The organism is Staphylococcus simulans (assembly GCF_003043455.1).
GTDB classification, from domain to species: Bacteria; Bacillota; Bacilli; order Staphylococcales; family Staphylococcaceae; genus Staphylococcus; species Staphylococcus simulans_A.
Genome location: NZ_PZGG01000004.1, coordinates 19,714 through 32,646, shown reverse-complemented (window position 1 = coordinate 32,646; position 12,933 = coordinate 19,714). Strand labels below are relative to the sequence as shown.

Genomic DNA, 12,933 nt, shown 5'->3' with positions numbered 1-12,933 from the left:
AGGTGACAGAATGAATCGTCAATCTACGAAGAAAGCACTGTTTATTCCTTTCTTGCTCATGGTATTAACTGCAATCGCATTAGTTGTGGTTTGGTTTATTTTCAACCAATTGATTGCTGGTATCGCAACTGCAGTCTTACTTGTGATGATTATTATCAGTGCATTTGCGTTACGTAATGCATTCTTACGTTTAGATCATTATGTAGATGATTTAAGCGGACAGATATCAGCTGGCAATAGTATCGCGATTAAAAGTTTGCCAATTGGAATCATTGTTCTTGATGAGAATGAAGATGTAGAATGGATGAACCATTTCATGTCTGAACGATTGGATCGTAATGTTATCTCAGATCCGATAAATGAAGTGTATCCGAACATTCTGAAACAATTAGAGAAGTCGCAAGAGATTGAAATTACAGATGGCAACTATCATTATCGTGTGCGCTATTCAGAAGATGAACACGTCTTATATTTCTTTGATATTACCGAAGAAGTACACACGTATGAATTATATGAGGAATCTAAACCGGTTATCGCAACCTTATTCCTTGATAACTATGATGAAATCACACAAAATATGAACGACACACAACGTTCTGAAATCAACTCTATGGTTACACGTGTCATCAGCCGTTGGGCTTCTGAGTATGATATCTATTTCAAGCGTTATAGTTCAGACCAATTCGTGGCGTATTTAAACCGTCGTATTCTTGACCAATTAGAAGAATCAAATTTCGACTTATTACGTAATTTACGTGAAAAGAGTGTGGGTTATCGTGCACAACTGACATTAAGTATTGGTGTCGGTGAAGGTTCAGAGAACTTGATTGACTTAGGGGAATTATCACAATCAGGTTTAGACTTAGCACTTGGTCGTGGTGGTGACCAAGTCGCAATCAAACATATCAATGGTAATGTAAGATTCTATGGCGGTAAGACTGACCCGATGGAAAAACGTACGCGTGTGCGTGCCCGTGTTATCTCACATGCCTTGAAAGATATCTTGATGGAAGGCGACAAAGTCATCATTATGGGACATAAACGTCCTGACTTAGATGCAATCGGAGCTGCTATTGGTGTCTCACGTTTTGCGATGATGAATAACTTAGATGCCTATGTTGTGTTAAATGAAGAAGATATTGATCCGACATTACGTCGTGTAATGGATGAGATTGATAAGAAACCAGAATTAAAAGAACGTTTCATCACATCAGATGATGCATGGGATATTATGACATCGAAAACGACATTAGTTGTTGTCGATACGCATAAACCAGAAATGGTATTAGATGAGAACATTTTAAATAAAGCGAACCGTAAAGTCGTAATCGACCATCACCGTCGTGGTGAAAGCTTTATCTCTCATCCATTGTTGGTATACATGGAACCTTATGCCAGCTCTACAGCAGAGCTTGTGACGGAACTCCTTGAATACCAACCGACAGAACAACGTCTGACAAGACTAGAATCAACGATTATGTATGCAGGTATTATTGTCGATACGCGTAACTTCACATTACGTACAGGTTCAAGAACCTTTGATGCGGCAAGTTACTTAAGGGCACATGGTGCAGATACGATCTTGACGCAACATTTCTTGAAAGATGATATTGATACGTACATTAATCGTTCAGAACTTATCCGTACTGTGAAACTGCAAAGCAATGGTATTGCGGTGGCACATGGATCTAATGATAAAATCTATCACCCTGTTACAGTTGCACAAGCAGCAGACGAATTGTTAAGTTTAGATGGTGTAGAGGCCTCTTATGTAGTGGCTAGACGAGAAGACGACTTAGTAGGTATTTCAGCCCGTTCACTCGGCTCTATCAACGTCCAACTGACAATGGAAGCTTTAGGCGGCGGCGGTCATTTAACAAATGCTGCCACGCAAATTAAAGGTGTAACAGTAGATGAAGCAGTAGAACAATTACAACAAGCAATAGATGAACAAATTAGTAGGAGTGAAGGACAATGAAAGTAATTTTCACACAAGATGTTAAAGGTAAAGGTAAGAAAGGTGAAGTTAAAGACGTACCAGTAGGCTACGCACAAAACTTCTTATTCAAGAAAAATGTTGCAGTAGAAGCAACACCAGGCAACTTGAAACAATTAGAACTTAAAAACAAACGTGCTGAAGAAGAAAGAGAACAAGAAATCGAAGATGCGAAAGCATTAGCAAAACGTCTTGAAGACATCGAAGTAGAAGTCACAGCTAAATCAGGTGAAGGCGGTAAATTATTCGGTTCTGTCAGCACAAAACAAATTGCACAAGCGTTACAAAAACAACACGATATCAAAATTGATAAACGTAAAATGGACTTACCTAATGGTATCCATGCCTTAGGTTATACAAATGTACCAGTAAAATTAGACAAAAAAGTCGATGGTACAATCCGTGTTCACACTGTTGAGCAACAATAAGCAATGAAATAATTAGAGGTGTAATCAAAAAATGGATGGAATGTATGAACAAAACCAGATGCCGCATAACAACGAAGCTGAGCAATCTGTCTTAGGTGCCATTATTATTGATCCACAGCTCATGGGGGAAACTCAGGGAGTCTTACTTCCTGAGTCCTTTTATAGAGGCGCTCACCAACACATCTTCCGTGCGATGATGCACCTCTTTGAGGAAAATAGTGAAATAGATGTCGTAACCTTAATGGACCAGCTGACATCTGAAGGGACATTGAGTGAAGCGGGCGGACCGCAATATCTTGCGGAGCTCGCAAGCAATGTGCCGACGACAAGAAATATTGAGTACTATCGCGAGATTGTTTATAAATTAGCTGCGAAACGTAATTTAATTCGTGTCGCAGACCAAATCGCGAAAGACGGTTATGATTCAGAACTTGAATTAGATGACATTTTAAGTGACGCAGAACGTAAGATTTTAGAGCTTGCATCTACAAGAGAATCTGAAGGGTTCAAAGATATCAGAGACGTCTTAGGACAAGTTTATGAGAATGCTGAAGAGTTAGACCAAAACAGCGGTCAAACACCAGGTATTCCGACAGGCTATCGTGATTTAGACCAAATGACTGCAGGGTTTAACCGAAATGATTTAATCATTTTAGCTGCACGTCCTTCAGTAGGTAAGACTGCCTTCGCATTGAATATCGCACAAAAAGTTGCGACACATGAAAGTAATTATACGGTTGGTATTTTCTCACTAGAGATGGGCGCAGACCAATTAGCAACGCGTATGATTTGTAGCTCGGGAAATGTTGACTCGAACCGTTTACGTACTGGGACGATGACAGATGAAGACTGGAATCGTTTCACAGTGGCAGTCGGTAAGTTATCTAAAACGAAAATCTTTATTGATGATACACCAGGTATCAGAATTACAGATTTACGTTCTAAATGTCGTCGACTCAAACAAGAACATGGTTTAGATATGATTGTGATCGACTACTTGCAGTTGATTATGGGAAGCGGTTCTCGTATGTCTGATAACCGTCAACAAGAAGTATCAGAAATCTCAAGAACATTAAAAGCCATTGCACGTGAATTAGAATGTCCGGTCATCGCACTAAGTCAGTTATCTCGTGGCGTTGAACAACGACAAGATAAACGTCCGATGATGAGTGACATCCGTGAATCAGGTTCTATCGAGCAAGATGCGGATATCGTAGCTTTCTTATATCGTGATGATTACTATAATCGTGAAGACGGTGAAGAAGATGACGATGGCGGCATGGAACCTGTCACAAACGATGATAATGGTGAAATTGAAGTTATTATTGCCAAGCAGCGTAACGGCCCGACAGGAACTGTTAAACTGCACTTCATGAAGCAATACAATAAATTCACGGACATTGACTATGCACATGCAGATATGATGTAAAAATTAAAACTGAAATCATAGATGAATTTGAAAAGACCAAACGCGCGTTTTGGTCTTTTTTTAATGGGAAATTAGAAAAAACAAGGCAACATAGAAAAGAATTTAAAAATATTTTTACGTACAATAATCATTAACACATCAATAATGTACGGGTTTAAGTCGATTTAAATAGATTATATTGTCAATAAGTATGTGTAATAAAAAGTGTAAAAATGGTTGTAAAACATTGGTGTTAAAGGTTTTATATCGCTTTTATGCAAGTTTACGCGTTCACTCAACTGCCAAAAATCTGTAATATTTAATGTTCGTTTTCTATTTGCATTACACGCTTACAATTGATAGAATATTGAATGGTTAATTGAGAATAACTTGGAGGTGCTCTTATGTCATCAATCGTAGTTGTTGGGACACAATGGGGAGACGAAGGTAAAGGTAAAATCACAGACTTTTTAGCAGAACAAGCGGACGTTATTGCACGTTTTTCAGGCGGAAATAACGCAGGACATACAATTAAATTCGGCGGAGAAACTTATAAATTACACTTAGTGCCGTCAGGCATTTTCTATCAAGATAAACTATCTGTTATCGGTAACGGTGTGGTAGTTGATCCGGTTGCATTATTAAAAGAGTTGGACGCATTAAACGAACGCGGCATTCCAACAAATAATTTGCGTATTTCAAATCGTGCACAGGTTATTTTGCCTTACCACTTATTACAAGATGAGTATGAAGAACGTCTTCGTGGTGATAACAAAATCGGTACGACTAAGAAAGGTATCGGCCCAGCATACGTTGATAAAGCACAAAGAATTGGTATCCGTATGGCGGATTTATTAGACAAAGAAACATTCGAACGCTTATTAAAAGCAAATCTTGAACACAAAGCAGCATACTTTAAAGGTATGTTTAATGAAGAAGCGCCAGCTTTCGAAGATATCTTCGAAGAATATTATGCAGCTGGACAACGCTTAAAAGAATATGTAACAGACACACCTAAATTATTAGATGATGCACTTGTAGCTAATGAACGTGTATTATTCGAAGGTGCACAAGGGGTAATGTTAGATATCGACCACGGTACATACCCATTCGTTACATCAAGTAACCCGATTGCTGGTAACGTAACTGTCGGCGGCGGTATCGGACCAACATCAGTATCTAAAGTTATCGGTGTATGTAAAGCGTATACGTCACGTGTAGGTGATGGTCCATTCCCTACTGAATTATTCGATGAAGATGGTCATCATATCCGTGAAGTAGGTCGTGAATATGGTACAACTACAGGACGTCCACGTCGTGTCGGCTGGTTCGACTCAGTAGTATTACGCCACTCACGTCGTGTAAGTGGTATTACAGACTTATCTATCAACTCAATCGACGTTTTAACTGGTTTAGATACAGTTAAAATCTGTGTTGCATATGAGTTAGATGGTGAAGAAATCACTGAATACCCAGCAAACTTAAACGCGTTGAACCGTTGTAAACCAATTTACGAAGAATTACCAGGTTGGACTGAAGATATTACAGGCGTACAATCATTAGAAGAATTACCAGATAATGCACGTCGTTACTTAGAACGTATTTCTGAGTTATGTAACGTAGGCATCTCAATCTTCTCTGTAGGTCCAGACCGTACACAAACAAATATGTTAAAACCATTATGGTCATAATTTAAAATAATGAGTTGTAATTACAGCAACTTACAATAAATGAAATAGAAAAATGCAATGCGGGCATGAACCTGCATTGCATTTTTTGTATTCATAAAGCTTATGATAAAGTTTAATGAATTTTTTTCTTACGGTGATGTCCACCACGTACTTCAGAAACATTACCGAAGGATAAGAAGGCGTTCGGATCGATTTGAATGACGACTTCTTTTAATTTTGCTTCCTCAACACGTGTGATGACCGTGAAGACGACTTTACGCGGATCGCCTGTATAGGCACCCTCTGCGTGTAAGTATGTCACACCACGTCCTAAACGGTCGTTAATGGCTTCTCCGATTTCTTTATAGTCATCACTGATAATCCAAACCGCTTTTGATTCATCTAAACCGATTAAGATTAAATCAATCATTTTAAATGCGATGAAATAAGCGACAACACTATACATGGCACTTTCCCATGTGAATACAAAACCAGCAACTGCGAAAATAAAGAAGTTGAAAATCATCACGATTTCTCCGACTGAAAATGGCAGACGGTTATGCACAAGAATCGACATAATTTCTGTACCATCCATACTACCGCCGGCACGGATAACTAAACCGACACCGATACCGACAATGGCGCCACCGAAGATTGTGATTAATAAGGGTTCTCTAACGACTGCAGGAATATCATGGAGCAACATAGTTCCGATAGATAAGACAGTAATCGCATAAAGCGTAGATACCGCAAAGGTTTTACCAATCTGTTTATAACCTAAGAAGAAAAACGGTAAGTTAAGAATAAAGATAAACACACCGAGTGATAAACCTGTTAAATGAGATAAGATAATCGAAACACCGACTATCCCGCCATCTAACAATTTATTTGGAACTAAGAAGAGTTCAAGTCCTACTGCCGTAAGCATTGAACCTATCGTTAAGAAAAGGATACGTATAATAATTTGTGTGAGAGACAGTTTTTTCTCTTTCTTTGTATGACCCCCAGAGTGCGTGGATTGATTCATAATTTGCCTCCTAAAATGGGTTATGTAAAAATTATACAAAAAATCTTAAAAAATTGCTTGTGTTTTTTTAAAGAGCTGTGCTATAATCTATCTTGTGCTTGAAAAACGGCTCCTTGGTCAAGCGGTTAAGACACCGCCCTTTCACGGCGGTAACACGGGTTCGAGTCCCGTAGGAGTCACCATTTTAGGTCTCGTAGTGTAGCGGTTAACACGCCTGCCTGTCACGCAGGAGATCGCGGGTTCGATTCCCGTCGAGACCGTACAATGCTCATCCAATAGGGTGGGCATTTTTATTTTGTCTTTTTCTTGTTTTACCTTTAAGATAGTTAGTTTTATAATTAGATGACGTGCTATTAAAAAACAAAATCAAGGTATAAAATGTAATGAAATGTTACAATAGCATAAACATGCATGAATCCTCTCTTTTTAGACAACCCCATTTCAATACTCCACATAAAATTTACAATACCTTCATAAAATGTCTTTTACCCGAAAAAATAGATAGTCAATAATAGAATTAATTTGGTATGAAAAATAGAATTGGCGTGCTAGAAATGGTAAATTATATAGTAGATACTTATGTCTAAATAAAATTATTCATGTACGATTATGATTAGAAATGAGGTTTAGGATTATGGCGAGAAAAGTAGTTGTAGTAGACGATGAAAAACCTATTGCTGATATTCTAGAATTTAACTTGAAAAAAGAGGGTTATGAAGTCTTTTGTGCATACGATGGAAATGATGCGATTGACTTAATTTATGAAGAAGAACCAGACATCGTACTCTTAGATATTATGCTTCCAGGCAGAGATGGTATGGAAGTCTGCCGTGAAGTACGTAAGAAATATGAAATGCCGATTATTATGTTAACGGCAAAAGACTCAGAAATTGATAAGGTACTTGGTTTAGAGCTAGGTGCGGATGACTATGTGACGAAACCTTTCAGTACACGTGAATTGATTGCGCGTGTGAAAGCGAACTTACGTCGTCAATATACACAACCGCAAGAAGCAAACAATGCGCCGAACGAAATTAAAATTAAAGATATTGTCATCTACCCAGATGCGTATTCTATTAAGAAACGCGGCAAAGATATTGAATTGACACATCGTGAATTTGAATTGTTCCATTATTTAGCGAACCATATGGGACAAGTCATGACACGTGAACACTTACTGCAAACGGTATGGGGCTATGATTACTTCGGTGACGTACGTACGGTCGATGTTACAATCCGTCGTTTAAGAGAAAAAATCGAAGATGATCCGTCACATCCAGAATATATCGTGACACGCCGCGGTGTCGGATACTTCTTGCAGCAGCACGACTGAGGCCATAGGATATGAAATGGCTTAAACAATTTCAGTCCCTTCACACGAAGCTCGTAATTGTTTATGTCTTGTTGATTATTATCGGGATGCAGATTATCGGTTTATATTTCACCAATAATCTGGAACGTGAATTAACACAGACATTTAAAAACAATATTTCGCAATATGCGAACCGCCAAGAAATTGAACAAATCAACTATATTGATAAAGATCAAATTATAGTCGCGTCGACGAAACAATCTTCTAACAGTATCATTAATCAAAAAGCCAATGATACCTCTATTCAAAAGGCGCTCTCACTAGGACAAGCGAATGACCATACGATGTTGAAAGACTATGGTAAAGGTAAACAGCGTGTATGGATTTATAACTTGCCTGTGAAATCGTCTAAAGGTGTCATCGGTGATATTTATATTGAAGCGGATATCGACAGTGTTTATGACCAATTAAACAACTTTAACCAAATCTTCATTGTAGGTACTGCGATTTCTTTATTCATCACAGGGTTACTCGGATTCTTCATTGCGCGTACGATTACTAAACCGATTACGGATATGCGTAACCAAACGGTTGAAATGTCAAAAGGTAATTATACGCAGCGTGTGAAAATCTATGGTAATGATGAAATCGGTGAATTGGCACTAGCCTTCAACAACTTGTCGAAACGTGTCCAAGAAGCACAAGCGAATACGGAAAGTGAGAAACGTCGTTTGGACTCAGTTATCACACATATGAGTGATGGGGTCATTGCGACGGACAGACGTGGACGTGTGCGTATTGTGAACGATATGGCATTGAAGATGTTAGGTATGTCAAAAGAAGATGTCATGGGTTACAACATGCTGGGTGTCTTAGATTTAGAAGATGAATTCGCGTTAGATGAGATGCAAGAAAATAATAATAGCTTCTTATTAGATATTAATGAAGCGGAAGGTATTATTGCGCGTGTCAGCTTCAGTACGATTGTACAAGACACTGGCTTTGTGACAGGTTATATTGCGGTGTTACATGATGTAACGGAACAACAACAAGTGGAACAAGAACGTCGTGAATTCGTTGCGAATGTTTCGCACGAGTTGCGTACACCTTTAACTTCGATGAACAGTTACTTAGAAGCTTTAGAAGAAGGCGCATGGCAAGATCCTGAGATTGCACCGCAGTTTTTATCCGTAACAAGAGAAGAAACGGTACGTATGATTCGCTTGGTGAATGACTTATTGAATTTATCACGTATGGATAATGATACAGAACAAATCACTAAAGAAATTGTGGACTTCAATATGTTCATCAATAAAATCATCAACCGTCACGAGATGGCTTCAAAAGATGTAACGTTTGTGCGTGACATTCCTGATGAAACAATCTTTGCGGAAATTGATCCGGATAAGATGACGCAAGTATTTGATAACGTCATTACGAATGCGATGAAATACTCACGTGGCAGCAAGCGCGTTGAGTTTCACGTGAAACCGAATCCATTGTATAACCGCATGACGATTCGTATTAAAGATAATGGTATTGGTATTCCGATTAATAAAGTGGATAAAATCTTTGATCGTTTCTTCCGTGTCGATAAAGCACGTACACGTAAGATGGGCGGTACAGGTTTAGGTCTTGCGATTTCGAAAGAAATTGTGGAAGCACATAACGGACGTATTTGGGCAAATAGTGTCGAGGGACAAGGTACCTCAATCTTCATCACATTACCGTGTGAAGTTATAGAAGATGGTGATTGGGATGAGGCATAAAGAAGCAGCAAAATCCGTTATCCTCACACTCTTAGTGTTAATGAGTATTGTGCTCACGTATTTAATGTGGAATTTCTCACCAGACCTTGCGAATCTTGAAAGCCAAGATAATAAGAAAACAAATCAGAATACCATCGGCAAAGCGAACTCAGAACCTATGGCGAGTGTCATTTCGCCTTATCAAGTGGTGTATTCGAACGAGGATAAGTTCACAGGTGCTTTAGAAACCCGTACGATTAATCGTAATATTGTGAAGGTGTTAAAGAATCAAGAAGTTGAAGATGCTCATGAAGTCTATCATGCGCATAACTTATTTATTCCAGAACTAAGCGATAACTTTTTGGTGTTAGATTTCGCATATGATATGCCTTTATCTATGTATTTAGGTCAAGTCTTGAATATGGATGCGAAGGTCTCAAATAAGTATGAGTTCAATCGTTTATTGATTGATGCAGAACAGAAGGATACAGCAGTCATTTATGCCATCAGCAGTGACCATCACCGTGTGATGCGTATGACGACATCTATTCCAAGCAACAAGGTTAATGATTTAGTAGGTAAAATCAAACCGAATTTAGTACCGTTCGCAGATATTATTACGAATCGAAATACAATCGATGCGGCAACGCATATCTTTGCGCCTGAAAAGCCGCAACATTTAAAAACGTATCGTACAATTTTTAACCACATCAGTGTGGAAACAATGAATTCAATTCTCTTTAATGATTCAGTAGTGGTACGTAGTACGAAAAGCGGTAATACGACATACAATAATAATACAGGTGTCGCAACATACGATTCTAAAAATGAACTCTATCGTTATATGAACTTATCTGAAGATGAGTCAAAATCTAAGAATATGTTAGAAACGATTCCTAGCACATTTGACTTTATTAACTCACATGGTGGTTTTACAGATGATTTCCGTCTCTTTGACACGGATGATGAAACTGGTGAGTTAACTTATCAAATGTTTTTAAATGGTGTGCCTGTGTTTAATGAAAATAACTTAAGCACCATCCAAGTAGCTTGGGGTGAAAAAGGTATTTTCAGTTACGGACGCTCTTTATTAAAAAGCAATATCACGATTGATAGTGGTGGAGAAAAGAAAAAGCTGCCTGGAGCTGAAACAGTACGTTCTGACTTAGCGAATAACCCAAATATCGACTTTAAGAAAGTAACGAATATTACTATTGGTTATACCATGAAAGATCGAGAAGAAGATGACATGGAGGTACAGCGTAATAGTGAGTATGTGCCGCAATGGTATGTGCAGTATGATGGTGAATGGTATGCTTACGAGAATGGAGGGCTTAAGTCATGAATTGGAAGTACGCAAAGACACTCTTCATTTTCGTGTTCCTCATCATCAATATTATGTTAGCTGTGATGTATGTGAATAAAATCAATAAATCGTATATCAATGATGCTGAAGGGAATAATGAGGTCAACTTTAGACAAGAAGAAATCAGTATTCCTAAAGAATTACCGGATGTCAGAGGATTGAAAGTCCAATTGGTCACAGGCCGTTCTAAAGACTTCACAAATTACGCGAAATCAAAAGACGACGTTAAAACAGAAGATGAGGGTAAAGTTGCCCAAGGTGATATTAGCCCACCTATCAGCGTCAGCAATGATCAAGTAACAAGCCTTAAAATGTACATGAAGAAAAATATTTATAAAGGTGAAGATTACCAATTATTTAGTACAGATGATAACGAAGAAACGTTCGAACAAACTTTTAATGGTTTGCCGATTATGAACAATGATAAAGCAATGTTGAAGTTTAAAATCAATGATGACCAAGAAGCAAGCAATTATCGTCAAACAGCAATGCACGAACTCAGTACTTCAAAAGGTGAAAATAACGAAGCGCACCAGGTCATCAGTGCACGTAATGCGATTGAGGCTTTATACTTTAACCGTTATTTAAAACGTAATGATGCGGTCACTAATATTCGTTTAGGATATTACTCAGTAGTGAGAGAAACCAATGTTCAAGTTCTCCAAGCAAGTTGGGAGATTAAGGTTAATCACGCTGGCAGTACGAAAACGAAAACGTATTATGTTGAAGCAACTTCAAAAAATCCGAAGATTATTGTGAGATAAAAAACAATATATAAACCAAACAAAGAGGAGTATCATGAGATCAATCTGATGGTATTCCTCTTATACATAGGATGTTCAATGTAGGAAACTATTTCAGATGATATGGTGGGCAGACCTATCAATTAGGTGTACAATAGATAAGTAAAAATTGAAAATGATGAGGTCCGGCACTGTTCGGCCACTCAAACGGCAGTATGACCAAGCCGTATCTTTAACAAACCTCTCATAATTTGAGATAATAATTAAAATGTATTCGGATGTACAAAATAAAATAGAAACAGTTAGAAACTTAGAAAGGGTGAATCGCTTGATACGTATGAGCGTACTTGCGAGTGGTAGTACAGGCAATGCCACTTATGTAGAAAGTGATAAAGGAAGCCTGCTCGTTGATGCTGGATTAACTGGCAAGAAAATGGAAGAACTCTTCAGTAAGATTGATAAAAACATTCAAGATTTAAATGGGATTTTAGTCACGCATGAACACATTGACCATATTAAAGGATTAGGTGTGCTTGCGCGTAAATATAAATTACCGATTTATGCGAACGAAAAAACTTGGCAAGCGATTGAAAAGAAAGACAGCAAGATTCCAATGGATCAAAAATTCATTTTCAATCCATATGAAACACACTCATTAGCTGGATTTGATATTGAATCATTCAATGTGTCGCATGATGCGATTGATCCGCAATTCTATATTTTCCACAACAACTACAAAAAATTTACGATGATTACAGACACAGGCTATGTTTCGGATCGTATGAAAGGCATGATCAGAGGCAGTGATGCCTTCATGTTTGAAAGTAACCATGACGTAGATATGTTACGCATGTGTCGTTACCCTTGGAAAACCAAACAACGTATCTTAGGAGACATGGGACACGTCTCAAATGAAGATGCGGCGATGGCAATGTGTGACGTTATTACTGGCAACACAAAACGTATTTATCTTTCTCACTTATCACAAGATAACAATATGAAAGACTTAGCGCGTATGAGTGTAGGACAAGTCTTAAACCATCATGATATTGATACAAACAAAGAAGTCTTATTATGTGACACAGATAAAGCAGAACCAACACCGATTTATACAATATAAATAAGTTAGAGGCAGCCAATGGAGCGAAACACTTCATTGGCTGTTTTTTTATGAAGAAACGTAAAAAACACGCAAAAGTCATAATAAAAAATGGGAAAAGTGTAGATAAAACTTA

At 38.0% G+C, this 12,933-nt stretch carries 10 protein-coding genes and 2 tRNA genes; 11 read left to right on the top strand and 1 reads right to left on the bottom strand.

The window, feature by feature from the left end; translation table 11 throughout:
- Nucleotides 1-10: 10 nt before the first annotated feature.
- The 4 genes from BU038_RS01470 (at nucleotide 11) to BU038_RS01455 (ending at nucleotide 5,523) form a co-directional block, all read left to right on the top strand.
- Nucleotides 11-1,978, top strand: coding sequence for a DHH family phosphoesterase (locus BU038_RS01470; protein WP_107604495.1), 1,968 nt, complete (start codon nucleotides 11-13; stop codon nucleotides 1,976-1,978).
- Nucleotides 1,975-2,424, top strand: coding sequence for a 50S ribosomal protein L9 (gene rplI, locus BU038_RS01465; protein ID WP_107604494.1), 450 nt, complete (start codon nucleotides 1,975-1,977; stop codon nucleotides 2,422-2,424). Before BU038_RS01470 ends, rplI begins: the two co-directional genes overlap by 4 nt.
- Nucleotides 2,425-2,455: 31 nt before the next feature.
- Entirely contained in the window at nucleotides 2,456-3,853 is a 1,398-nt protein-coding gene (gene dnaB, locus BU038_RS01460) for a replicative DNA helicase (protein WP_107604493.1), read from the top strand.
- Nucleotides 3,854-4,236: 383 nt separating this feature from the next.
- A complete protein-coding gene (locus tag BU038_RS01455; RefSeq protein ID WP_107604492.1) occupies nucleotides 4,237-5,523 on the top strand; it encodes an adenylosuccinate synthase in 1,287 nt (428 codons plus the stop codon).
- A gap of 112 nt (nucleotides 5,524-5,635) precedes the next feature.
- Here BU038_RS01455 and BU038_RS01450 read toward each other — a convergent pair whose 3' ends face one another.
- Nucleotides 5,636-6,529: a YitT family protein gene (locus BU038_RS01450; RefSeq protein WP_107604491.1), complete on the bottom strand. Its 894-nt coding sequence runs from the start codon at nucleotides 6,527-6,529 to the stop codon at nucleotides 5,636-5,638.
- A 107-nt stretch (nucleotides 6,530-6,636) separates the two neighbouring features.
- Between BU038_RS01450 and BU038_RS01445 the strand changes: the two genes are divergently transcribed.
- The 7 genes from BU038_RS01445 to BU038_RS01415 all read left to right on the top strand — a co-directional run bounded on the left by BU038_RS01445 (nucleotide 6,637) and on the right by BU038_RS01415 (nucleotide 12,818).
- Nucleotides 6,637-6,711 (top strand) — tRNA-Glu (locus tag BU038_RS01445).
- Between the two features lie 5 nt (nucleotides 6,712-6,716).
- Nucleotides 6,717-6,789: transfer RNA gene (locus BU038_RS01440), tRNA-Asp, on the top strand.
- A 374-nt stretch (nucleotides 6,790-7,163) separates the two neighbouring features.
- A complete protein-coding gene (gene yycF, locus BU038_RS01435) occupies nucleotides 7,164-7,862 on the top strand; it encodes a response regulator YycF (protein WP_002480279.1) in 699 nt (232 codons plus the stop codon).
- A gap of 11 nt (nucleotides 7,863-7,873) precedes the next feature.
- Nucleotides 7,874-9,610, top strand: coding sequence for a cell wall metabolism sensor histidine kinase WalK (gene walK / locus BU038_RS01430; protein ID WP_107604490.1), 1,737 nt, complete (start codon nucleotides 7,874-7,876; stop codon nucleotides 9,608-9,610).
- Entirely contained in the window at nucleotides 9,600-10,934 is a 1,335-nt protein-coding gene (locus BU038_RS01425; RefSeq protein ID WP_107604489.1) for a YycH family regulatory protein, read from the top strand. Before walK ends, BU038_RS01425 begins: the two co-directional genes overlap by 11 nt.
- A complete protein-coding gene (locus BU038_RS01420; RefSeq protein ID WP_107604488.1) occupies nucleotides 10,931-11,719 on the top strand; it encodes a two-component system regulatory protein YycI in 789 nt (262 codons plus the stop codon). Before BU038_RS01425 ends, BU038_RS01420 begins: the two co-directional genes overlap by 4 nt.
- A gap of 298 nt (nucleotides 11,720-12,017) precedes the next feature.
- Complete coding sequence (locus BU038_RS01415; RefSeq protein ID WP_031262349.1) at nucleotides 12,018-12,818, top strand: MBL fold metallo-hydrolase; 801 nt, start codon at nucleotides 12,018-12,020, stop codon at nucleotides 12,816-12,818.
- Nucleotides 12,819-12,933: the final 115 nt, after the last annotated feature.

Bases quoted from the DNA above. Each gene is read 5' to 3' on its own strand.
- BU038_RS01470 (WP_107604495.1), top strand. From the start codon at position 11: ATGAATCGTCAATCTACGAAGAAAGCACTGTTTATTCCTTTCTTGCTC.
- rplI (WP_107604494.1), top strand. From the start codon at position 1,975: ATGAAAGTAATTTTCACACAAGATGTTAAAGGTAAAGGTAAGAAAGGT.
- dnaB (WP_107604493.1), top strand. From the start codon at position 2,456: ATGGATGGAATGTATGAACAAAACCAGATGCCGCATAACAACGAAGCT.
- BU038_RS01455 (WP_107604492.1), top strand. From the start codon at position 4,237: ATGTCATCAATCGTAGTTGTTGGGACACAATGGGGAGACGAAGGTAAA.
- BU038_RS01450 (WP_107604491.1), bottom strand. From the start codon at position 6,529: ATGAATCAATCCACGCACTCTGGGGGTCATACAAAGAAAGAGAAAAAA.
- yycF (WP_002480279.1), top strand. From the start codon at position 7,164: ATGGCGAGAAAAGTAGTTGTAGTAGACGATGAAAAACCTATTGCTGAT.
- walK (WP_107604490.1), top strand. From the start codon at position 7,874: ATGAAATGGCTTAAACAATTTCAGTCCCTTCACACGAAGCTCGTAATT.
- BU038_RS01425 (WP_107604489.1), top strand. From the start codon at position 9,600: ATGAGGCATAAAGAAGCAGCAAAATCCGTTATCCTCACACTCTTAGTG.
- BU038_RS01420 (WP_107604488.1), top strand. From the start codon at position 10,931: ATGAATTGGAAGTACGCAAAGACACTCTTCATTTTCGTGTTCCTCATC.